The organism is Agathobaculum ammoniilyticum, from assembly GCF_025567315.1.
In the GTDB taxonomy this organism is placed as follows: domain Bacteria; phylum Bacillota; class Clostridia; order Oscillospirales; family Butyricicoccaceae; genus Agathobaculum; species Agathobaculum ammoniilyticum.
The window spans coordinates 39,765-63,184 of record NZ_JAOQJE010000005.1 but is presented as its reverse complement, the minus strand read 5'-3'; the positions used below and the strand labels follow the sequence as shown (position 1 = coordinate 63,184).

Genomic DNA, 23,420 nt, shown 5'->3' with positions numbered 1-23,420 from the left:
CACGAGTTTTCCTATTCTTTTATCACCAGCCCCAAACGCTTTGCCAGCATGGCCGCCTGCTCCGCTGTCACAATCGCGCCGCGCAGCTCGGCATTGGTGTCCGAAACCACAAGCCCGTCCAGCTCACAGCCGGTCAGGTCGAGCCCCGCGAGCGGCGTGTGCAGGAAGCTGGCTTCCCGCAGGCGTGTTTTGTCCAGGCTCAGCCGCTTCCAGGTGCATTCGTGAAACGCAGCATGGCTGAGGTCGCAATCGGAAAAGGCCACCTCGCGCAGGCGCGCGCGGTCAAACGTCGCATAGGCGAGCGCACAGGCCGCGAACGCGGCCTGCCGCCATCCGGTTTCGGCAAAGCCCGCCCCCACCGCCTTGCAGTCCTCAAAGACCGTGCGCTCCCAGAAAGCGTCCCGCCAGCCGCTGTTCGACAGCTCGCAGCGCCGGAACACGACGTTGCCCAAATCCGCACGCTCCCAGCGGCATCCGGTCAGCCGGCAATTCTCAAACAACACGCTGCGCAGCCGCAGCCCCTCATAGCATGTGCCGGACAGATCCGCGCCGCAGAGATGCAGCCCCTCAACCGTCCGCTCCTCCTGCTCGGCCCATGCGAACCGTTCCGCCGCGTCCGGCACAGGTGCAAGCGATTCGGGCAGCCGCACGGTCATGACCGGTCGAGCAGCTTGATGATCTCGTCGATCTTTTTCTCGCGCGCCTGCTCGTCGCCCGTTTCAAACGCCTCCTGCACGCAGCCGGACAGGTGCGCGTGCAGCACCTCACGCTGCGCCTTGTGTACCAGTGATTCGACCGCCTGCAGTTGGGTGACGATATCCATGCAGTAGCGGTCGCACTCGATCATTTTCAGCACGCCGTCGAGCTGTCCCCGCGCGGTACGCAGGAGCGGCTCCACCTTTTTTCTGTCAGCCCTCATGCAAAGCCGACCACCTTATAGCCGGCCTGTTCCACCGCCTCGGTCAGCTTGGCCTCGTCCGGTATCACGTCGCCCTGCAGGGTAGCCGTACCGCTCTTCAGGTCCACCTCGACGGCCACGCCTGGGAACACCTCCAGCGCCTTTTTGACGTGCGCGACACAATGCTCGCACATCATTCCCTCGATCTTGATCACCTTTTTCATTTTTGCTTCCTCCTTTGGCAATACGAAATATTGATCCGGCTCGACCGCCGGCTTAGGGGTACTTTGGAAAAACTTGAGCCGCAGCGCGTTGGACACCACGCAGACCGAACTCAGGCTCATGGCCGCCGCGCCAATCATGGGGCTGAGGCCGATATGCAGTGGCAGCCACAGCACGCCCGCCGCGATCGGGATGCCAATGCAGTTATAGAAAAACGCCCAGAACAGGTTCTGCCGGATATTCCGCATGGTGCGGCGCGACAGACGTATCGCATCGACCGCGTCCATCAGGTCGCTTTTCATAAGCACCACATCTGCGGAGGAAATCGCAACGTCCGTCCCCGCGCCGATCGCGATGCCCACGTCCGCGCGGGCGAGCGCCGGTGCGTCGTTGATGCCGTCGCCGATCATGGCGACCTTGCGGCCCTGTTCCTGCTTTTCGCGTACCACGCGCTCCTTATCCTGCGGCAGCACCTCGGCGACAACATCCCTGACGCCCAGCTCGCCCGCAATCGAACGAGCGGTCGCCTGGTTATCACCCGTCAGGAGCGTGACCTCGATATTCAGCCGCTGCAGCGCTTCGACCGCCGCACGGCTGGTCGGCTTGAGGACATCCGCCACGGCAAAAATGCCAACCACCTGCCGGTTTGCTGCAAAATACAGCGGTGTTTTTCCCGCCGCGGCAAGCGCCTCGCCCATTTGCTGCGCGGACCGAGACAGCGCAAGCCCGTTTGCCAGCAGCATGCGGCGGTTGCCCGCCATGCAGGGTACCCCGTCGATGCGGGCGCGCACGCCCTGCCCTTCCACCATCTCGAAGTCCGTCGCCGTGCGTTCCCGCACCCTGCGCTCCCGCGCATACCGCACGACCGCGTCCGCAAGCGGATGGTCGCTTTTCGCTTCGATCGATAAGGCGAGAGAGAGCAGGTCGTCCGGCTCCACGCCAAAGGATTTGACATCGGTCACGACCGGACGCCCCTGCGTCACCGTGCCGGTTTTGTCCAGAATCACACTGTTTACGTTATGCAGGTTCTCCAGCGCCTCGGCCGACTGGAACAGCACGCCGTTCTTCGCACCCACGCCCGTGCCGACCATGATGGCGACCGGCGTTGCCAGCCCCAGCGCACAGGGGCAGGATATAACCAGCACCGCGATCGCGCGGGTGAGCGCGAAGCTGGGCGTTTCGCCATACATCAGCCAGACGATGGCGGTAAGCAGCGCAATCCCCATCACGACCGGCACGAACACGCCCGCGACCTTATCCGCCAGCTTGGCGATCGGCGCCTTGGAGGCGCCCGCCTCCTCGACCAACCGGATGATCTGCGACAGCGTGGTGTCATCGCCCACGCGGGCGGCTTTCATCACAAAATAGCCGCTCTTGGATACCGTCGCGCCGATAACAGCGTCTCCCGTATGCTTTTCGACCGGCATGCTCTCGCCGGTGATCGCGCTTTCGTCCAGGAAAGCGTTCCCTTCCGTGATCTCGCCATCCACCGGAACGGACTGCCCGCCGCGCACGACCACCAGATCGCCCACGCACACCTCCTCGATCGGGACGGAAACCTCCTGCCCGCCGCGCAGCACATTTGCCGTCTGCGGCCGCAGGTCCATGAGCGCGGCGATGGCCTCGCCGGTCTTGCGCTTGGCACGCACTTCAAAGAATTTGCCAAGCGTAACAAGCGTCAGGATCATGCCTGCGGACTCAAAGTACAGGTCGTGCGCATAGGTGTGTACCGTATGCATATCGCCCGCCGCGCACGCATAGCCGATCTGAAACAGAGCATAAACGCCGTACACCAGCGCCGCGCCCGAACCAACCGCGATCAGCGCGTCCATGGTCGGCGCGCGATGGAGCAGCGTCTTAAAACCGTTGATGTAGTATTTACGGTTGATAAAAACGATGGGCAGGGTGAGGAGGAACTGCACCAGCGCAAGCGCGAACGCATTCTCCGTGCCGCTGACGAACGCGGGCAGCGGCAGGCCGAGCATCGGCCCCATGGAGAACACCATTAAAATAATCAGGAATACCGCGGAAACGACGATACGCGTTTTCATTTCCCTGAGCTCGTCGTTCGCTTTCGGATCCTGCACGGGCGCGGCCTGCTGCTTCCCGTCGTCCGCCGCCGCAGTATAGCCGCCGGACTCTACCGCATGGATGATCTTCTGCGCATCGCATACGGTTTCGTCATACTGCACGGCCATGCTGCCCGCGAGCAGGTTGACCTGCACCTCGGAAACGCCCGGCACCGCCGAAACACTTTTTTCCACATGCGCCGAACAAGCTGCGCAGCTCATGCCGCCGACGCGGAATCTTTGCTTCATATCTGGATCTCCCATCTTCATGCCCCTCCCCCAGGAGGGGGTGTGTTCTATGGTCAGTATACGGCAACCGGACCATTTTGTCAAGTAGTTTGCGCAATGGAAAATTCAGATATGCAAACCGGCTCCGGTATGAGCCGGAGCCGGTTGAAAGCGTATATATTCGGATAGTGCAACGCGGGGCATCCGCCGCAGGCGGGCAACCGAGCGTTTAGATACCGCCGCCGGATAAATTATATTGGTCGGTTATATCCCTGTTGTTTTTATCATAAAACGTTATTTCGCTTCGATCCACATGTTTTTCCTGCGCCTGATCGCTGATCTCTGTATAAAGCAAAAAATGATCTTTTTGTTCCGGCGTATATAATTCATAGCGCTCACCGCCGATTAAAGCTGTGGCTTTGCAAATTCGGGCCGTGATATCCCTGCCCGCAAACAAAAAATACTTTTTCCCACCGCTTTCAATAATGCCGTCCCTAAAATGTCCGCCACCATACGACATGCGGGCTATCCTATACCGGCCAAACACACTTTTTTCCAAAGCCACGCTGCCGAAATCCAAATCTTCGCCAATCTCCATCAGGCAGTAGGTTTTATCGCCAATATTCACGCTGTCATACAGCGCAATATAGGGGGAAACCTCCGTTTTTCTCCCTCTGTTATAGAATTTTGAGATATGTTCTGTCAGGTTGGCCATATCCGGTTGAATCGGATATGAGAGGTAGGCGTCTGCCACTTTGCAGGCAACTGCTAAAAGCAGAACCGCTATCGCCCCTATTATCAAGCCTTTTCTTTTCCCCATCTAACCCTCGCCTCGCTTTGCCGCAGCACAATCACGATCCTATCAAGCCGCACCGCCGTATGCTGTGCCTGCACGCGCAGCACTCATGCCACTCCACCTCAGTCGGTTATTGTTGTGGAGAACGAAAGCGTTTCTTCCTGCCCGGGCTGCAGGACGCGCACGCCCACCTTGTTTTCGATCGCGTGATCCAGATAGCCGCCATCCGGCAGGGTACTCCAGGGCTCAAGGCAGACAAACGGCACGTCAAAATCCTTATAAGGGCTCCATAGTGCAAAGTACGGAAAGTCCGAAAAGTCCATGGTCACCCGCTTGTCATTTTTCCGGCAAACAATCGAGGTGCGCCGTACCGGCAAATCATCCAGGATCATCGCGTCCGCGCGGAATGTCTCCCTGCCGATTGGCAGACAGCCGTCCACGAGCGGCAGGTCGCCATGCTCCCTGCTCAGCATTACGTTTTCATCCGTGATTACCGGATGCAGCGCCTGCACCCCTTCGAATTCCACAGCGTAATCCGTGATCTGCTCCCCCGTCTTCCAGCACAACGTATAGGCGTCATGCCCACCGACCTCGTAGTACATCGGCGTATCACTCTGGTTGCGGACCGCATGCTCCTTTTTCAGCGTCGCGCCCTCCAGCGTATAGCGCACCGTACAGGCAAAGTCCCACGGATACATTTTTTTCGTATATTCGCTCTGTTGCAGCAGGAACTCCACGCAGGTATCGCCCACGCGGTTCGCACGCCATTCCAGATCGCGGCCAAAGCCATGCTGTGTGATTTCATACGCCGTACCGCTGACTGTATAGGTCTTATCCTTGAGCCGCCCCACAATTGGGAACAGGATCGGCGCATGGCGCTTCCATGCAGCCGGATCGGCCTGCCAGATATATTCCGTACCGTCCTTTTTGCTATAAAAGCTGGTCAGCTCCGCGCCCATTTCGTTAACCGTCACCTTGAACCGTTTGTTTTCCAATACCTGCATATTCATTCTCCTTCCCGATGGTTGAATACCATCAGCGTACCTCTTTTATGAAGGAAAGTCAATACGCACCCGCGCGTATCCGCACATTTATGAGCCCATGGGCCGAATAGGCTGAATTGCGGTGTTATCAGCAAACAGGATGCGAGAGCAAAGCTGTCAGGGCCGGAATAGAATGATAATGCTTGGAGGCGCGTTGTTCTCCAGAATAAAATGCCGTACGCATAATATGGCTACCTCCAAGTCTGAGAATCTATTCAAGCGAAGGTTGACTATTATGAATTGTTATGGATATAAATCCTGCTGCCCCTCCATGTCAAGCGAAGATCATTTCATTCCGGGGCCACAAGGTCCGCAGGGGCCGCAAGGACCACAGGGGCCACGGGGGGAACGCGGACCTCAGGGAGCCCGCGGTGAAAAGGGTGAAATGGGCTGCCCTGGTCCTGTTGGTCCAAGAGGAATGATGGGGCTTCAAGGGCCGCGAGGGCCACAAGGTGTCCGTGGTGATATGGGGCCAAAGGGTGATCCAGGTGCTGTCGGACCGCAGGGGCCGCGCGGCAATCCGGGTCCCATGGGCCCGCAGGGTGACAGGGGTCCGGCCGGCCCGAAAGGAGACGCCGGTCCTGTAGGGCCAGCAGGCCCCAAAGGGGATAAAGGTGAACCTGGCGAACGTGGGCCAGCCGGAGAACAAGGCCCGATGGGTGAACAAGGCTTTGCTGGGGAAAGAGGCCCACAAGGCCCGCAAGGGGATATGGGCTGTCCCGGTCCGCAAGGCGAACAAGGGCCGCAAGGTGAACAGGGTCCACAGGGCGAGCGAGGGCTACAGGGCGAAAAGGGTGATACCGGTCCGCAGGGCGCAACCGGTGCTACACCCACCGTAACCGTTGGAACGGTAACTGCCGGTGATACAGCGGGCGTTTTGGCAAATGAGACCGATACCGGCATATCTCTGGATTTCGTCCTCCCCGCCGGCCCTGCCGGTCCACAGGGCGCAAAGGGTGAGGCTGGTGAAAAGGGTGATACCGGTCCGCAGGGCGCAACCGGCGCTACACCCACCGTAACCGTTGGAACGGTAACTGCCGGTGATACAGCGGGCGTTTTGGCAAATGAGACCGACACCGGCATATCTCTGGATTTCGTCCTTCCCGCCGGCCCTGCCGGTCCACAGGGCGCAAAGGGTGAGGCTGGTGAAAAGGGCGATACCGGTCCGCAGGGCGCAACCGGCGCTACGCCCACCGTAACCGTTGGAACGGTAACTGCCGGTGATACAGCGGGCGTTTTGGCAAATGAGACCGACACCGGCATATCTCTGGATTTCGTCCTTCCCGCCGGCCCTGCCGGTCCGCAGGGCGTAAAAGGTGAGGCTGGTGAAAAGGGCGATACCGGTCCGCAAGGCGCAACCGGTGCTACGCCCACCGTAACCGTTGGAACGGTAACTGCCGGTGATACAGCGGGCGTTTTGGCAAATGAAACCGATACCGGCATATCTCTGGATTTCGTCCTCCCCGCCGGCCCTGCCGGTCCGCAGGGCGCAAAGGGCGAGGCTGGTGAAAAGGGCGATACCGGTCCTGCACCAGCCATTGAAATAGCAGAGGACACCGTCACCTCTTATAAATTGCGTTTTAAAACCTCCGCGCAGGATATTGTGAGCCCCAATTTGCGTGGCACCTCCATCACGTATAATGCCGACCTGTCCAAAGCCGGCAGTACGACGGAAGTTCCTCTTGACGCGCTAACTTTGTCAGCGGAGTATGTTTCAGCCGATGCAATACGGTTATCGATCCGCCCAAAAGAGACCGGCACTTCAGTGCTGGCAGATATACGCCGCGTCAGCATCTACGACGGAGGTGTATTTGATATTCAAACGAATGACAATACGACCATTACTACGCGTATGGTGCTGGACGATACGCTTTTCAGCCACTCTCGCGAAATGCACTGGATGAACATTCGGATTCAGAACCCATCTACCGGCCTGTGGTCCATGTGTGTAGTACGCACCTTCTGTTCGCTGAATGGAAGCCGCACTTCGATTTGCGTTGACTGGCTATATACAGGCGTATCTTTTAAGTAAGGCAAGTAGAGCCGTGAAATCAGGCGGCTCTACTGGTTGAAACAAAAAGCTCTGCCAGTATGTTGGCAGAGCTTTTTGTTTTTCCTACTAAAGCAGTTCCATCTTGGAGTCCGCTTCGGTGATGGGGCGCAGCGGTCTGCACGGCACGCCGACAGCAAGGTAGCCCGCTGGAATATCCTTTGTCACCACACTGCCCGCGCCGATGACCGCTCCATCACCAATCGTCACACCGCCCAGCACCACAGCGTTCGCTGCGATCCAAACATCGTTTCCAATATGGATATCTTCTGCATATTCGGACATGGAAACATGCCCATCCGGATAGCGCATGCTGGTACGTTCCGCTGCAATCAGCGGGTGGTTGGTCGCCATGAGTGAAACGTTCGGTCCAAGCATCACATTATCGCCGATATAAATGCGCGCGTCATCCATCACGGTTAGGTTAAAATTGCAGAAAAAGTTTTCCCCAATAAAGGTATGCGAACCATAGTTGAACTGAATCGGCCCCTGAAAATAATATTTTTCCCCGATCGCGCCGATAAACTCACGCACGACCGGCAGCCGCGCCGCATCATACTCGTCCATCTGATTGAACCGCTGGCACAGGATATGCGCCTTATGCTTGATATCCCGCAGTTCCCTAGTACGCGCGTCGAACAGTTTGCCCGCAAAAATCTTTTCCTCTTCCGTCATCTGTTACCGCCTCCAAAACAGTCCTTTTGTCTGCGGCCGCCCGTTCAGTCGAGCGCCTTTTTCAGCTCCTCCACCTTATCGGTCTGCTCCCACTTGACGCCCAGCTCCTCGCGCCCCATGTGGCCATAGGCGGCGAGCTGCTTGTAGATCGGCCGGCGCAGGTCAAGCGTTTCGATCAGTGCCGCCGGACGCAGGTCGAACACGCGGCGCACGGCCTCGGCCAGCCGGCCCTCGTCAACCGCACCCGTTCCGAACGTTTCCACCATGATGGATACCGGCTCCGCTACGCCGATCGCATAGGCCAACTGTAGCTCGCAGCGCCGCGCCAGCCCCGCTGCGACGATATTCTTCGCTACCCAGCGCGCGGCATACGCCGCGGAACGGTCCACCTTGGTCGGGTCCTTGCCGGAGAACGCGCCGCCGCCGTGCCTGCCGATGCCGCCGTAGGTATCGACGATGATCTTCCGTCCGGTCAGGCCGGAGTCTCCCTGCGGGCCGCCGATGACAAAGCGGCCAGTCGGGTTGATATAGTATCTGGTGTTTTCATCCAGCAGATGACTCGGGATGACCGGACGGATCACCTGCTCAACCATGTCCTTGCGGATTTGCTGGAGGGACACCTCGGGGCTGTGCTGGGTGGAAAGCACAACGGTATCGACCCGCACCGGCTGCCCATCTTCATCATATTCGACCGTGACCTGGCTTTTGCCATCCGGCCGGAGGTAGTCGAACATGCCGTTCTTGCGCACCTCGGCCAGACGCTTGGCCAGCTTATGCGCCAGCGAGATGGGCAGCGGCATCAGCTCGGGTGTTTCATCGCACGCGTAGCCGAACATCATCCCCTGGTCGCCCGCGCCGATGGCGAGGTCCGCGTCAGCCGCGCCCGCTTTGCGCTCCAGCGAGCTATCCACGCCCAGAGCGATGTCGGGCGACTGCTCATCGATCGAGGTCAGCACCGCGCAGGTGTCGCAGTCAAAGCCGTACTTGGCGCGGTCGTAGCCGATCTCCCGAATCGTGTCGCGCACGACCCTGGGGATATCCACATAGCAGGTCGTGGAGATCTCGCCCATGACCTGTACCATGCCGGTCGTGCAGGTCGTTTCGCAGGCCACGCGCGCGTACGGGTCGCTCGTTAAGATTTCGTTAAGGATTGCGTCCGAAATCTGGTCGCAGATCTTGTCCGGATGCCCCTCCGTGACGGATTCCGATGTAAAAAAATGATGTGCCATAGCGATTTTATTCCTTTCTGCATTTTTCGGGAGAGCAACAAAAAACGCTCCCTTTTGGGAGCGAAAAGTGCGTTTTGCCCCCTCATCTTTCGTGTTCATACGCCGGATTTGGCACCTTACGCATGGATTTGCGCAGGTTGCCGGGTTTCACAGGGCCGTTCCCTCCACCGCTCTCGATAAGGAAATTTATTCATTTACGCAGTCTATTTTATATAAAAATACGCGCTTTGTCAAGGCGTATTTTCGGCAGCCCCGCACCTTTACAGTGGATTGACATTTCTCCCATGCGCGTATATATTAAATAAGTAAGATTGCGGTCTTGCGGCGGCTTTCCCCCATTTATACCAGTTCAGGAAAGCATTTCCCAGCGAAAACCCCTGTTTTCTGCAACGCAGAACGCATCTTGCCGCAATTTTCCATGCGTCTTGCGGCGCATTGTTTTTTACACGGGAGAAAAAGGATACTTATGAATGTAAACGTAGGAATCGACATCGGCTCGACGACCGTTAAGATCGTTGTCGTGCGCGATGGGGAGATTATCCACAAACATTATGAGCGCCACTTTTCCAAGGTGCGCGAAAAGGCTGTCGAGCTTGTGACAAATGCCCGCAGCCTGATCGGTGAGGACGCCGTTATCCACTGCGCGATCACCGGCTCGGCTGGCCTCGGCGTTGCCAAGGCGTCGGGTATCGACTTTGTGCAGGAGGTATTCGCCACCCGCAAGGCGGTCGGCGTCCATGTCCCGCAGGCCGACGTGGTTATCGAGCTGGGCGGCGAGGATGCGAAGATCGTTTTCCTGACCGGCCAGCTGGAGGAGCGCATGAACGGCTCCTGCGCCGGCGGCACGGGCGCTTTCATCGACCAAATGGCGATCCTGCTTGACGTGACGCCCACCGAACTGGACGAACTGGCGCAGGGCGCGGAGCGTATCTATACTATCGCTTCCCGCTGCGGTGTGTTCGCCAAGTCGGATATCCAGCCGCTGCTCAATGAGGGCGCACGCAAGGAGGATGTTGCCGCCTCCATTTTCCAGGCGGTCGTTAACCAGACGGTCGCGGGGCTTGCGCAGGGGCGCGAGATCAAGGGGGACGTCCTCTTCCTCGGCGGTCCGCTGTTTTTCTTCAAATGCCTGCAGCGACAATTCCAGAAAACCCTGCAGCTCGACGACGACCATGCGCATTTTCCGGCGCTCGCCCCCTATGCTATCGCGGCGGGCGCGGCGGAATATGCCAAAGACACCCGCTCCACCTATTCCGTCGATTCCCTGCTGGAAGCGCTGGAAAAGGCCGCGGCCGCGCCTCTGGTGGCCCAATACTTGCCGCCGCTGTTTGAAAACGATGAGCAATACCAGGCCTTCAAGCGCCGCCACGGGGTACACGACGTAATGACGGAAAACGTGACCGTTTATCAGGGCGACGCTTATCTGGGCATCGATTGCGGTTCAACAACTACCAAATTGGTATTAATCGGTGAAGACCATCAGATCCTGTTCCACCATTACCAGTCCAATAAGGGCAATCCGGCCGACGTGATCCGCGAGCAGCTCACCAAGCTCTATGAGCTGTGCGGCGACCGCGTGCATATCGTGTCCAGCGCAGTCACGGGCTACGGCGAGGCGCTCATCCAGAACGCCTTCGGCGTGGATTTCGGCCTGGTCGAAACGGTCGCGCACTTCCGCGCGGCGCGCCACTTCTGTCCGGACGTGGACTTCATCATCGATATCGGCGGGCAGGATATCAAATGCTTCAAGATCCGCAACAAATGCATTGATAATATTTCGCTCAACGAGGCCTGCTCGTCCGGCTGCGGCTCGTTCATCGAAACCTTTGCCCGCTCGATGGGCTATTCAATCGAGGAATTCTGCAAGCTCGGCCTGTTCGCCCAGCACCCGATCGACCTTGGCTCGCGCTGCACGGTATTCATGAACTCGTCGGTCAAGCAGGCGCAGAAGGACGGCGCGGGCATCGACGCGATCTCGGCCGGCCTGTCGGTTTCGGTCGTCAAAAACGCGCTGTACAAGGTCATCCGCGCTCACTCGCCGGATGACCTCGGCCAGCACATCGTGGTGCAGGGCGGCACCTTCCTCAACGACGCCATCCTACGCTCGTTCGAGCAGGAGATCGGCCGCGACGTGACCCGTCCCGCGATCTCCGGCCTGATGGGCGCATACGGCGCCGCGCTGCACGCCAAGGACAACCGTCCCGCTAAAACCACGCTGATTGGCATGGACGTGCTTTCCCATTTCCGCCACACGGTCAAATCCGCGCGCTGCGGCCTGTGCGAGAACCACTGCAGCCTGACGGTCAACGATTTCGGCGGCGGGCGGCGGTTCATCTCGGGCAACCGCTGCGAACGGCCGCTCGGCGGCACAAAGAAGGCCGAGCTGCCCAACCTGTATAAATGGAAGCTCGAAAAGCTCAAGAGCATGGGCGAGCCGAGCGGTAAGCCCATGCCGAATGGCACAATCGGCATCCCGTTCGGCCTGAATATGTATGAGCTGCTGCCGTTCTGGACCACATTCCTGCGCGCGCTCGGCTTTGAAACCGTACTGTCCGACGTATCCACGCGCGATATGTATATGCGCGGGCAGCACTCCATCCCGTCGGACACGGTCTGCTATCCGGCCAAGCTGATGCACGGGCATATCGAAAACCTGCTCGACAAGGGTGTGGACGCGATTTTCTATCCCTGCATGACCTATAACATCGACGAGGGCCGCGCCACCAACTGCTACAACTGTCCGGTTGTGGCCTATTATCCCGAGCTGCTCAAGGCCAACGTGAGCGCGCTGCAGGACTTTGACTTTATGATGCCGTATTTTGAACTGACCGAACCCAAGCGCTTTGTCCAGCAGGCGGTCAAGTACTTTTGCGGGAAATACCCCAGACTGAAGAAAAAGCAGGTGGCCGCTGCGTCCCAGGCCGCGTATCAGGCGCTGGCGGACTATTATGCACAGATCCGCATCGAGGGGCAGAAGGCCATCGCCTACGCGGACACGCACGGGCTGGATATCGCGGTCATCGCAGGCCGGCCGTACCACGTCGATCCTGAGATCAACCACGGCATCGACCAGCTCATTGCTTCATTCAACATGGTTATCGTGTCCGAGGACGCGGTCTGGCAGCTTGCCAAGGTACCGGAGGTCCATGTGCTCAACCAGTGGACCTACCATTCCCGCATGTACGGCGCGGCGAAGTATGTCACACGCAAGGAAAACGCGCAGCTCATCCAGCTCGTATCGTTCGGCTGTGGCATCGATGCGATCACAACGGACGAAATGCGCGCTATTTGTGAAGACGGCGGCAAAATCTATACACAGCTTAAAATTGACGAGATCAGCAACCTGGGCGCGGCCAAAATCCGCATCCGCAGCATGCTGGCCGCAGTAGAGGAGGGCAGAAAGCTTGCAGAACAACAACATATCAGCTAACCCTCCGGAGCGGCCGCGGTTCACTGAGGAAATGCGCAAGGATTATACCATCCTGGTACCCAACATGCTGCCAGTCCAGCTCGGCTTGATGTGCCGCCTGATGAAAAACTACGGCTACAACATGGAGCTGCTGCATACCGAAGGCCCGAACATCGCGGAGCAGGGTCTGCGCAACGTGCATAACGACACCTGCTATCCGGCCCTGCTGGTCATCGGCCAGCTGCTGGACGCGATCGAATCCGGCAAGTATGACATCCATAAGGTCGCGCTCATTCTACCGCAGACGGGCGGCGGCTGCCGCGCCTCCAACTATATCCATTTGCTGCGTAAGGCGCTGGATAAAAACGGATACGGGTTTATTCCCGTCATATCGCTCAACTTCGCTGGACTCGAGGCGGACATCAACCCCGGCTTCAAGCTGACCAAAACTATGGTCATGCAGATCGCCTACGCGCTGCTGATCGGCGATCTGATCATGATGGTCGCCAACCAGTGCCGCCCTTATGAATGCGTTCCCGGCTCGACCGATAAGGCGATCGACATCTGCATGAGCGCGGTCACCTCGCGCTTTACCAGCGACCGCATCATCCGCTACGGCGAAGTCAAGCACCTGTACCGGTATGTGCTGCAGGTTTTCGGCAAGATCAAGCTGGACAAATCGCAAAAAAAGAAGATGGTCGGCATCGTGGGCGAGATTTATGTCAAATTCTCCCCGCTCGGCAACAACCAATTGGAAGCGTTTTTGCTCTCCGAGGGCTGCGAGCCTGTCCTCCCCGGTCTGATGGACTTCTGTATGTACTCAGTCTACAACTCGGTCATCGACCATGAGCTATACGGCCGCTCGGGGGCGCGCGCCGCGACCTATAAGGTGATTTACCAGTTCCTGCTCAGCAAGCAGGCGGATATCATCCGCCTGATGAAGCGGGACGGCAACTTCCGCCCGCCCATGCCGTTTGAAGAGGTGCGCAAAAAAGCGCTCGACATCATCGGGCCGGGCGTAAAAATGGGCGAAGGCTGGCTGCTGCCCGCCGAGATGGTCGAGTTGATTACCGAGGGCGTGACCAATATCGTTTGCACCCAGCCGTTCGGCTGCCTGCCCAACCACATTGCCGGCAAAGGGATGATCCGAAAAATCCGAGAACTGTATCCGCAGGCGAACATCGTCGCGGTCGATTACGACCCCGGCGCGTCAAAAATAAACCAAGAGAACCGCATCAAGCTGATGCTATCCTCCGCCGAATAACCCTGATACGACCGAAAAATGCCGCTGACGCGGCGTTTTTCTTTTTTGCGCTCCGCTGCGGCGCGGGGTTTTGCCGCGCTCCGGATGTCACGCCGCCCCCCCGCCGCATAGCATGAAGTAACCGCCCTTTCCCTGCGGAAAGCGCGGCCAAATCCTAAATAGGGAATGATAGCATGAACCATGAAACCTTTTTCCCGCTGCCCGACCTGCCGGAAGGGATGGGCGCGCGCGTGCGCACGTTACACCTCTCGGGCGGAATGCGCCGCCGCCTGCAGGATCTCGGCCTGGTTGACGGGACGCGGGTGACCTGCATACAGCGCGCCGCCGCGGGTGATCCCACCGCCTACCTGATCCGCGGCGCGGTCATCGCCCTGCGGAAAAGCGACGCCGCACAGATCGAAGTCGGGGTGGTCCCTTGAGGCAGCGCACCGGAGCGCCGGTGGTCGCGCTGGCCGGCAACCCGAACGTAGGCAAATCGACGGTGTTCAACGCGCTCACCGGCAGCCGCCAGCACACTGGGAACTGGAGCGGCAAAACCGTTGCAAACGCATACGGCGTGATGCGCTGCGGCGATACAGGCCTGACGCTGGTCGACCTGCCCGGTACTTATTCCCTGCGCGCCCGCTCCTCTGAGGAGCGCGTTGCCCGCGATTTCCTCGCCTCCGGCGATGCGGACGCAGCCATCCTTGTTGCGGACGCGACCTGCCTGGAACGCAATCTGATTTTGGTCCTGCAGGTACTCGAGGTCATGCCGAACGCCGTACTCTGCCTCAATCTGATGGATGAAGCGCGCAAAAAGCGTATCCGAATCAACACCGAAGCCCTGCAGCGCGAGCTGGGCATTCCAGTCGTCCCCTGCGCTGCGCGGCGCGGACGCGGCCTGCCGCAGCTCACGCAGGCGGTATGCTGCGTGCTGGAAAACGATTCGTCCGGTCCGGTCGCTGCGATCCGCTATCCGGATGTGATCGAAAACGCGCTGCAGCGGGTGGGCGGTACACGCGGCGAAGCGCTTGCCACGCTCGCGCTGCACCCGCCCGGCGGCCTGACCGGACAGCAATTCGACGACATGGTAACCGCCGCGGCCGCGCTGCGCGCGGAGGAGATCGCCCTCACCTGTGTCCAGGTACCGGAGGCTGCCTGCGCCCGCGACCGGCAGCTCGACCGCATCCTGATGAGCCGCCGCCTGGGAATCCCGCTCATGCTCCTCCTGCTCGCCCTGGTCTTTTATATCACCCTGTTCGGCGCAAATGTGCCAAGCGAATGGCTCGGCACGCACCTGCTGGGCCTGACCGCGCCGATCGCGGCCGGCTTGTCCGCGCTCGGGCTTCCTCCCTTTGTTGTTTCCATGCTGGCCGATGGCGTATGGCGCGTGCTGGCGACCGTCGTATCTGTCATGCTGCCGCCCATGGCGATCTTCTTCCCATTGTTCACGCTGCTGGAGGATGCCGGCTATCTGCCGCGCGTGGCCTTCCAGCTCGACCATGCGTTCCAGCGGGCGCACGCCTGCGGCAAGCAAAGCCTAAGCATGTGCTTATGGAAAAAGTGTATGCGGCCGCAGCCGCTTGACAGGCGCGGCGCCATCGCGTATATTTGATTATAACAAAAAGTTAGCAATATCTGCACTTAACAAAGAGGTTCGAGGCCTTTAATCAGATCTCAGGAGTTATAAAGAATGACAAAAATATTATTCGTGTGCCACGGCAATATCTGCCGCAGCCCCATGGCCGAGTTCGTAATGAACGACCTGCTGCAGCGCGCCGGCCTGTCCGGCTGCGCGCAAGTCGCTTCCGCTGCTGTGAGTGCGGAGGAGCTCGGCAATCCCGTCTACCCGCCAGCGCGCCGCAAGCTGGCCGAGCACGGGATACGATGTGACGGAAAAACCGCCCGCCTGCTGCAGGCGGCGGACTACCAGACCTACGACCTTCTGATCGGCATGGACCGCCGCAACCTCGAGGCGATGCGCCGCATCTGCGGCAGCGATCCTGACCATAAACTGTGCCTGCTGCTTGATTTCACCGCCCAGCCCCGCGATGTTGCCGATCCCTGGTACACCCGCGACTTTGAGCAGACCTGGCTGGATATCACAGCCGGCTGCACCGCCCTGCTCCAGACATGCTTCAGCGCGCAGACGGGACCTCTATAACCACACCCACGCCAGCCAAAGAGCGGCGGTAAAAACTTACCGCCGCTCTTTTGTATCCCCTGTTTGCCCATCCCGTGCCAGCAGCCCGCGCAGGCGGTTCCGGTTATAGACCAGGTGCAGCGTCATTGCATCCTCTGCGGCAATCGGGTCGTTTGCACGGACAGCCTCCACGATGGCACGATGCGAGCTGATCGTTTCTTCCTTCAGGCGTGCGTCCGTCAGGTCGATAAACAGATCGATCGCCCCCAGAATGATCGGCTCCAGATTCGGAATCACCACATTGCCGCTCAGCTTGCCGAGCTTGGCATGGAACGCGGCGTCCTCCTGCGTGTGCCGCGCGCCGGCAGCATACCGCTGCTCGACGGCCAGCGCCAGCGCGGCCAGCTCGTCCGCCTGCGCGGGGGTAGCGCGCAGCGCGGCCAACGCGGCAACACGGGGCTCGAGCATCATGCGGAACTCCACCAAGTCGGCAGCCAGCTTCTGTTTATCACGGATAAAAGTGAAGCCCAGCGGATCGTCCGATACGCCGGTGTTCCCGCTGACGAACACCCCCGCCCCCTGCCGCGCCTCCAGGATATTGCGCGAGGACAGCATGCGCACCGCTTCCCGCAGCGTGCTGCGCCCCACTCCCAGCAGGCCGGACAGTTCCCTTTCGTTGGGCAGCCGGTCCCCCTGCTCCAGCCCTCTGTCCACGATATATGCGATCAGCGCGTCCGCTGTCTGGCCGGCCAGCGACCGGTTATCCTCCGCCATGGTGCCGCCTCCTTTCCTGTCTCTATTGTATCCCAACCGACCGGCGCGCGCAAGCACTTCCCAGCATTTCCTCCCCAAATCATCAGATATATTCCATCTTCTTTATTTTTTGTTTGTGTTATTTTCCCGATTTTTTGTTTTATTATTGACTTGTCCTACTGGAAGCGCCTATAATAAGCTTAAAGTCATCAGATGAATTTGATGGGTGCGTAAAACAATCAGGCAAAACACGTTTGAGAGAAAAGGAGCGGAACTGGTATGATAAGTCAGGAGATTCGCAAGCTCGCGCCGGAGCAGGACCCGCTGCGCATGGGCATGGGCTGGACGGTGGAGGATCTGTCCAAGCCCCAGATCATGATCGAGAGCACATTCGGCGACAGCCACCCGGGCAGCGCTCATCTGCTTGAGCTGGTTGACCGCGCGGCGGATGGCGTCAAGCAGGCGGGCGGCCGGCCCGCCCGCTATTTTGCCACGGATATCTGCGACGGTATGGCGCAGGGGCATGACGGCATCAACTATTCGCTCGCCTCGCGTGACACGATCTGCAGCATGATCGAGATACACGCGGGCGCGACGCCGTTTGACGGCGGTATTTTTGTGGCCTCCTGTGACAAGGCGGTACCCGCGCACCTGATGGGGATCGGCCGCGTCAATATGCCTTCCATCCTGGTCACGGGCGGCGTCATGGATGCGGGTCCCGACCTGCTGACGCTCGAACAGATCGGCAAATACAGCGCCATGTGCCAGCGCGGCGAGATCACCGAGGAACAGCTCACCTATTACAAGCAGCACGCCTGCCCCTCCTGCGGCGCGTGCTCGTTCATGGGTACCGCCTCCACCATGCAGGTCATGGGCGAGGCGCTCGGCCTGATGCTGCCCGGTTCGGCGCTCATGCCCGCCACCTGCGAGGACCTGCGCGACGTTGCGCGCCGCGCGGGCGAGCAGGTCATGCGTCTTGCGCAAGCCGGTCTCAAGCCGCGCGATATCGTCACGCGCGAGTCGTTCGAGAACGCCATCATGGTGCATGCGGCGATCTCCGGCTCCACCAACTCGCTCATCCATATGCCTGCGATTGCGCATGAGTTCGGCATCGAGCTGGACGCCGAGCTGTTTGACCGCATGCACCGCGGCGCGCATTATCTGCTCGATATCCGTCCGGCGGGCAAGTGGCCGGCGCAGTATTTCTATTACGCGGGCGGCGTGCCGCGCATCATGGAGGAGATCAAGTCCATGCTGCACCTCGACGCGATGACCGTCACCGGCAAAACGCTGGGCGAAAACCTGGAAGAGTTGCGCGCCAACGGCTTCTATGACAAGTGCGACGAATACTGCGCCGCGCACGGCGTGACCCGCGACGACGTTATTCACCCATTTGACAAGGCGATCGGCACGGACGGCGCGATCGCGATTCTTAAGGGCAACCTCGCGCCCGAAGGGGCGGTCATCAAGCATACGGCCTGCCCCAAGGAGATGTTCCAGGCGACGCTGCGCGCCCGCCCATTCGACAGCGAGGAAGAGGCGATCGACGCGGTCCTGACCCACAAAATCCAGCCCGGCGACGCGGTGTTCATCCGCTACGAAGGCCCCAAGGGCTCCGGCATGCCTGAAATGTTCTACACCTCGGAGGCGATTTCGTCCGACAAGGAGCTTGGTCGCTCGATCGCCCTGATCACGGACGGACGCTTCTCCGGCGCGTCCACCGGCCCGTCCATCGGCCACGTTTCGCCCGAGGCGGCCAGCGGCGGCCCGATCGCGCTGGTCGAGGAGGGCGACCTTATCCGCATCGATATCCCCGCGCGCGTGCTTGCGATCGTCGGTGTGAACGGCGAGGAAAAAACGCCCGCCGAAATGGAGGCAATCCTGGCCACGCGCCGCGCCAAGTGGCAGCCGAAGCCGGCGAAATACACCTCCGGCGTGCTCAAGATCTTCTCCGAGCACGCGGTATCCCCCATGCAGGGCGGTTACATGAAATAACGCGCAAACAGGCTTTCCCAACCGCCTGCGGCGACCAGCCGCAGGCGGTTTTCCTGTCCGCGCGGCAATGTTAAGCACGCTTAAAATGTTCGCTAAGCCTTCGCAAGAGCCGTTGAACCGCGTGCTATGCTCTGCAAATTTATGCTGAAAAAGTTTATCTATAACTATCGCGATCAAGGCTTGTACTTTAAGCCTTACTGTGATTATACCTACTTATTCGTCTGATACACGCTCGAAACAATCCGCAATGTCCCGATTCCGTCCTATAAAAACGGCCGGCCTGCTATATAGTATCCTTAAAAGCGCTCCGGCACGGTCCCTGCGTGTCGAAGCGCTTTTTCGTGTTATTATGTGGAGTTATGCCGCGTCCTGCAGCTTCTGTGCGGCGCGGTATCCCTCCGCCACAACGACCGAACCTGCCGAATTACCCAGTACCATGACCGCCATGGACAGCCACGCCTGCCCGCTGTCCCACACGCCGGCCAGCGAATAATAAAACATATTGGCAACACAGTGCTCAAAGCCGGAAAGGATGAACACTGCAACGGCCAAAAATACCGCAGCGTATTTGCCCAGCGCAAGCTCAAAAACGCCAAACCCATTCACGCCAATGTACATCAGCACGCCGCAGAACACCGCTAGGATAAAAACGCTGACCGGCTCGTCCTGCAGCTTTACCGCACTCAACTCAGCCGCGCGTCCAACCAGATTTGCCGCTGCGCGCGTCTGCCGAAGCAGCAGCGCTGTGCCGAATGCGCCCGCAAAATTTCCCGCAAGCGTCAGCAGCAGCTTCGCGGCATAGTCGTGTCCGCCGCGGAACAGATACCCGATCTTGCCGGTATACAGCCACAGCCGCATGGAAACCACAAAAAACAATCCGATGCTGAACAGCGAAGCGCCGACCACCTTGCTGTCCACCGATAAATATACCGTCCCGCCAACCGAGATCATCATGCCGGCCAAAACGCCGGACAGCAGTATCCCCATATACGCCCTTGCACCGCCTGTTTTCTTATCCATATCCGTCGTCCCTTTTCTCTGTTTCGTTTTTTATTCATGCTAACCTTTTCGAAAGCAAATAAATTCAGGTAAAATCAAAATTTATGATTTTATACCGCCATATCATAAAGATAAAATTCCAATTCGCCTTTTTGTCCTTTCATATGGACAAGGTGTTTGTACTGCTGTTGGCGTACCATGCCCTGATGCTCATAAAATCCGAAATTACAGCTTGTATCGGTATAAAGATAGAAATCGCTAATACTCCGGCTTTCCATATAGGCTAATAAACAGCGGAACAGCATTTTCCCGATCCCAAGCCCTCTATATTCGGGGGACAGGGCAAACAGGGCAAGCTCCCCTTTATAGTCTTTGCTGCACTGTCTTAAGAGCCGGTTGTCTATATCGTCCACATTCTTATAGAAATTCAGTATTTCACGCCCCTCTTTAGAAATCAGCAATCCGCATAATGCGGATATTTGGCGCAGGCGATATTTCGGCGGACAGTGATGTTTTTCTATATCCTTTCCCAAAATCAGTCCCACAGGAACACCGTTGACTTCCGCAACTCGCGTATAGGTCTGATTTGTCAAACAGGTTGCAAGATAGACTTTTGCAAGCTTACGAGCTGTCTTTGGGGTTGCAAATCTGTCATAATTCCATGTTTTTCTTATCACATCTTCCAATGCTGGTACATCTTCTTTCTTTAACTCTCTTAATTTTATGTTATTTTCCATATCCGGTCAAACCCCTTTCCTTTTGCTTTCATTTGGCATATACTTATCATAAACTATACAGTAAGTGTAATGTCAACGAGGTAATTTATGGAAAATAAAACCATACGGCTTACAACCGCACAGTTCGCAGAATTACACAATGTCAATAAAAGGACGTTGCATTATTACGATTATATCGGTTTGTTTTCTCCACGCTACAAGGGGGAGAACGGATATCGATATTATGACTATTCACAGAGCATAGATTTTGAATATATCCGTATGCTGAAAGAACTCAATCTGAGCATTGCGGAGATCAAAGCATTTATCCATTCCTTTGACGAACAGAAATTCCTTGAAATTGTTTCTGTCAAGCAACGGGAAATTGATGCGGAAATCCGAAAGCTGAAAGCGGTCAAGTCTGTTCTAAGCCAGAAAAAAGAACATCTTTTACTTTGCCAGCAAATCAGCGATATCCATATAGAAATAGTTTATCTGAAAAAAGAATATCTGTTGACCGTCCCTTATGAATTTGAGGAGGATAACCTTATCAAAGTCTTTACATATGTTCAAAGTATCTGGCCGCCAGAACAGTATCGCTCAGGCGTAGGGAGCTATATCTCTCTATATAAGCTTCAGGAGGGACAATTTGACAAATATGACGGCTTATATACGGTGATAATGGAACATAAAAAGCAAAGCGGTTTTATGATAAGGCCAAAGGGAGCGTATCTGTGCGGCTATCTAAAAGGTGGATGGGACAGACTTCCTGAATTATATAAAAAAATGCTAAATTATGCCAACGAACACAATCTACAGCTTACAGGATATTCCTTTGAGCGCGAGCTTACAGACTATATGATTGCCAACGAAAAAGAATACATGACGCAGGTTCTGATTAAGATTGCAGATTAGACTTGATACATATTATATCAAATCAAAATGTGTCTGACAAACCATACGCTGTGCAACCCCTGCCGCCCAATCTGACATATAAAAATAAAAACGGATATCTTGTCGTATTTCGGCAAATAAAGCTCTTGTAAAGTGCGAAAGATTTGTTACAATTAATTTGTATGCGGCGCGGTCGTGGCATTCGGGCGCGCGTCCGCCGCAGACAGGGGGAAACCAGCCACAAAAACCGCGGGCCGCACCGCCCGCACCAAAGAAGGAGGAAGCATGAGCAAAATAGAACCGTATATCACCAGCATTCCGGATTTTCCCGAACCGGGCGTGATCTTCCGCGACATCACCACCGCCATCGGCAGCGCGGACGGTCTGCAGCTTTCGGTCGACGAGATGGCCGCGCTGCTCGAGGGGGAGCCGTTCGATGTGGTCGCGGGTCTGGAATCCCGCGGCTTCCTGTTCGGTATGCCAATCGCGTACAAACTGCACAAGCCGTTCATCCCCATCCGCAAGGAGGGCAAGCTGCCCCGCGAGACAGTCGGGGCGACCTACAGCCTAGAGTACGGCACCGCCACAATCGAGGTCCATAAGGACGATATCAAGCCCGGCATGCGTGTCGTCCTGATCGACGACCTGATCGCGACCGGCGGCACGCTGGAGGCGGCGGCGCATCTGTTGGAGCAGCTCGGCGCAAAGGTCGTCAAGATCGTCTGCCTGCTGGAGCTGAAGGGCCTGCATGGGCGCGACCGTCTGAAAGACTATCCGCTGGCGACCGTCGTATCCTACGACGGCAAATAAGAAAGGGAAACCAGAGAAAGAAAAGGGGCTGAAAAACAAAATGTTGGAAAGAGTATTCAAGCTGTCCGATAATAAGACCACCGTCCGGACCGAGGTCATGGCCGGCGTCACCACGTTTATGACCATGGCGTATATCCTCGCGGTCAATCCAAGCATTCTCGGTTCGACCGGCATGGACCCGACCGCCGTCCTGCTCGCTACCGCGCTGGCTTCGTTCATCGGCACGGTGTGCATGGCGCTGATGGCCAACCTGCCGTTTGCCCTGTCCGCCGGCATGGGCTTGAACGCTTTTATGGCGTATACGGTCGTTGCCGGTTACGGCTACAGCTGGCAGGTCGCGCTGCTCGCCGTCTTTGTCGAGGGTCTGATCTTTGTCGTCCTCTCGCTGACCAATGTGCGCGAGGCGATCTTCAATGCGATCCCGCTGACGCTCAAACGCGGCGTTTCCGTGGGCATCGGCCTGTTCATCGCCTTTATCGGCCTACAGAACGCGGGGCTGTCCGTGGATTCCTCCACGCTCGTTACCATCACCAGCTTTACGGATAACTTCCATACCGCTGGCATCTGCGCGCTGCTCGCGCTGGTCGGCCTGTTTATCACCGCCGTGCTGTATATCCATCAGGTCAAGGGCGCTATCCTGTTCGGCATCCTGCTGACCTGGATCATTGGCATGGCCTGTCAGGGGGTCGGCCTGTATGTTCCAGACGCGGAAGCGGGCTTCTACTCCCTGTTCCCCGCGTTTGGCATGACCGATTTCACCAAGCTCGGCCTGACGTTCGGCCAGTGCTTCAACGTGGACTTCAGCACGGTCGGCATCATCAATTTTATCGTTGTGATCTTCTCGTTCCTGTTTGTAGATATCTTCGATACCCTGGGTACGCTGATCGGCGTTGCCACCAAGGCGGATATGCTGGATAAGGATGGTAAGCTGCCCCGCATCAAGCCCGCCCTGCTGTCCGACGCAATTGCGACCTCCGCCGGCGCGGTACTCGGCACCTCGACCACGACGACGTTCGTCGAATCCGCCTCCGGCGTTGCGGTCGGCGGCCGTACCGGCCTGACCGCCCTCGTCACCGCCGGCCTGTTCCTGGTATCCACCCTGTTCGCGCCGATTTTCACCGCGATCCCCTCGTTCGCCACCGCGCCCGCGCTCATCATGGTCGGCTTCCTGATGGTTGGCACGGTGACGGAAATCCGCTTCGATCTGGACAACCTGACCGATGCCATTCCGGCTTACCTCGCCATTCT

At 57.9% G+C, this 23,420-nt stretch carries 20 protein-coding genes and 1 riboswitch; of the genes, 10 read left to right on the top strand and 10 right to left on the bottom strand.

Annotated features, from left to right (window positions below):
* Positions 1-11: 11 nt before the first annotated feature.
* From OCV66_RS06870 to OCV66_RS06850, 5 genes are all read right to left on the bottom strand, one after another.
* Complete coding sequence (locus OCV66_RS06870) at positions 12-656, bottom strand: pentapeptide repeat-containing protein (protein WP_054326402.1); 645 nt, start codon at positions 654-656, stop codon at positions 12-14.
* Positions 653-919 (bottom strand): metal-sensing transcriptional repressor, encoded by a 267-nt coding sequence (locus OCV66_RS06865; protein ID WP_107631701.1) that lies wholly within the window; start codon positions 917-919, stop codon positions 653-655. The genes OCV66_RS06870 and OCV66_RS06865 overlap by 4 nt, the downstream gene beginning before the upstream one ends.
* Positions 916-3,438 carry a heavy metal translocating P-type ATPase gene (locus OCV66_RS06860; protein ID WP_147573989.1) on the bottom strand — a complete coding sequence of 841 codons (2,523 nt, stop codon included), beginning with the start codon at positions 3,436-3,438 and terminating at the stop codon, positions 916-918. The genes OCV66_RS06865 and OCV66_RS06860 overlap by 4 nt, the downstream gene beginning before the upstream one ends.
* 208 nt (positions 3,439-3,646) lie before the next feature.
* A complete protein-coding gene (locus OCV66_RS06855; RefSeq protein WP_147573988.1) occupies positions 3,647-4,237 on the bottom strand; it encodes a hypothetical protein in 591 nt (196 codons plus the stop codon).
* A gap of 98 nt (positions 4,238-4,335) precedes the next feature.
* Positions 4,336-5,217 (bottom strand): aldose 1-epimerase family protein, encoded by an 882-nt coding sequence (locus OCV66_RS06850; protein WP_054326399.1) that lies wholly within the window; start codon positions 5,215-5,217, stop codon positions 4,336-4,338.
* Between the two features lie 1,096 nt (positions 5,218-6,313).
* Here OCV66_RS06850 and OCV66_RS06845 point away from each other — a divergent pair.
* Entirely contained in the window at positions 6,314-7,288 is a 975-nt protein-coding gene (locus tag OCV66_RS06845; protein ID WP_262564060.1) for a collagen-like protein, read from the top strand.
* A gap of 87 nt (positions 7,289-7,375) precedes the next feature.
* Here OCV66_RS06845 and OCV66_RS06840 read toward each other — a convergent pair whose 3' ends face one another.
* Positions 7,376-7,981 (bottom strand): sugar O-acetyltransferase, encoded by a 606-nt coding sequence (locus tag OCV66_RS06840; protein WP_054326396.1) that lies wholly within the window; start codon positions 7,979-7,981, stop codon positions 7,376-7,378.
* Positions 7,982-8,025: 44 nt separating this feature from the next.
* On the bottom strand, positions 8,026-9,210 hold the full coding sequence (metK, locus tag OCV66_RS06835) for a methionine adenosyltransferase (protein ID WP_147573987.1): 1,185 nt from the start codon (positions 9,208-9,210) through the stop codon (positions 8,026-8,028).
* A gap of 79 nt (positions 9,211-9,289) precedes the next feature.
* Positions 9,290-9,393: riboswitch (SAM riboswitch) on the bottom strand.
* Positions 9,394-9,676: 283 nt separating this feature from the next.
* On the opposite strand from metK, the gene OCV66_RS06830 reads away from it, so the two are divergent.
* The 5 genes from OCV66_RS06830 to OCV66_RS06810 all read left to right on the top strand — a co-directional run bounded on the left by OCV66_RS06830 (position 9,677) and on the right by OCV66_RS06810 (position 16,026).
* On the top strand, positions 9,677-12,640 hold the full coding sequence (locus tag OCV66_RS06830; protein ID WP_082396829.1) for an acyl-CoA dehydratase activase: 2,964 nt from the start codon (positions 9,677-9,679) through the stop codon (positions 12,638-12,640).
* Positions 12,615-13,883, top strand: coding sequence for a 2-hydroxyacyl-CoA dehydratase (locus OCV66_RS06825; RefSeq protein ID WP_242977929.1), 1,269 nt, complete (start codon positions 12,615-12,617; stop codon positions 13,881-13,883). Before OCV66_RS06830 ends, OCV66_RS06825 begins: the two co-directional genes overlap by 26 nt.
* A gap of 173 nt (positions 13,884-14,056) precedes the next feature.
* Positions 14,057-14,302, top strand: a complete 246-nt coding sequence (locus OCV66_RS06820) for a FeoA family protein (RefSeq protein WP_107631696.1) — start codon at positions 14,057-14,059, stop codon at positions 14,300-14,302.
* Positions 14,299-15,477 carry a FeoB small GTPase domain-containing protein gene (locus tag OCV66_RS06815; RefSeq protein ID WP_242977927.1) on the top strand — a complete coding sequence of 393 codons (1,179 nt, stop codon included), beginning with the start codon at positions 14,299-14,301 and terminating at the stop codon, positions 15,475-15,477. Before OCV66_RS06820 ends, OCV66_RS06815 begins: the two co-directional genes overlap by 4 nt.
* 78 nt (positions 15,478-15,555) lie before the next feature.
* Positions 15,556-16,026: a low molecular weight protein-tyrosine-phosphatase gene (locus OCV66_RS06810; protein ID WP_147573986.1), complete on the top strand. Its 471-nt coding sequence runs from the start codon at positions 15,556-15,558 to the stop codon at positions 16,024-16,026.
* A gap of 36 nt (positions 16,027-16,062) precedes the next feature.
* Here the strand turns inward: OCV66_RS06810 and OCV66_RS06805 are convergent, their stop codons facing one another.
* Positions 16,063-16,779 carry a FadR/GntR family transcriptional regulator gene (locus OCV66_RS06805; protein WP_147573985.1) on the bottom strand — a complete coding sequence of 239 codons (717 nt, stop codon included), beginning with the start codon at positions 16,777-16,779 and terminating at the stop codon, positions 16,063-16,065.
* A gap of 258 nt (positions 16,780-17,037) precedes the next feature.
* On the opposite strand from OCV66_RS06805, the gene ilvD reads away from it, so the two are divergent.
* Complete coding sequence (gene ilvD, locus OCV66_RS06800; protein WP_054326390.1) at positions 17,038-18,753, top strand: dihydroxy-acid dehydratase; 1,716 nt, start codon at positions 17,038-17,040, stop codon at positions 18,751-18,753.
* A 357-nt stretch (positions 18,754-19,110) separates the two neighbouring features.
* Here the strand turns inward: ilvD and OCV66_RS06795 are convergent, their stop codons facing one another.
* Together OCV66_RS06795 and OCV66_RS06790 are read right to left on the bottom strand one after the other, a co-directional pair.
* Positions 19,111-19,773 carry a formate/nitrite transporter family protein gene (locus OCV66_RS06795; RefSeq protein WP_147573984.1) on the bottom strand — a complete coding sequence of 221 codons (663 nt, stop codon included), beginning with the start codon at positions 19,771-19,773 and terminating at the stop codon, positions 19,111-19,113.
* A gap of 89 nt (positions 19,774-19,862) precedes the next feature.
* Positions 19,863-20,489, bottom strand: coding sequence for a GNAT family N-acetyltransferase (locus OCV66_RS06790; protein ID WP_107631693.1), 627 nt, complete (start codon positions 20,487-20,489; stop codon positions 19,863-19,865).
* Positions 20,490-20,576: 87 nt separating this feature from the next.
* Here OCV66_RS06790 and OCV66_RS06785 point away from each other — a divergent pair, with 87 nt between their 5' ends.
* From OCV66_RS06785 to OCV66_RS06775, 3 genes are all read left to right on the top strand, one after another.
* Complete coding sequence (locus OCV66_RS06785) at positions 20,577-21,383, top strand: MerR family transcriptional regulator (protein ID WP_054326387.1); 807 nt, start codon at positions 20,577-20,579, stop codon at positions 21,381-21,383.
* Between the two features lie 264 nt (positions 21,384-21,647).
* Positions 21,648-22,172 (top strand): adenine phosphoribosyltransferase, encoded by a 525-nt coding sequence (locus tag OCV66_RS06780; protein ID WP_054326386.1) that lies wholly within the window; start codon positions 21,648-21,650, stop codon positions 22,170-22,172.
* A gap of 40 nt (positions 22,173-22,212) precedes the next feature.
* Positions 22,213-23,420 (top strand): NCS2 family permease (locus OCV66_RS06775; RefSeq protein ID WP_147574066.1); only part of this gene is annotated, 1,208 nt, incomplete at its 3' end.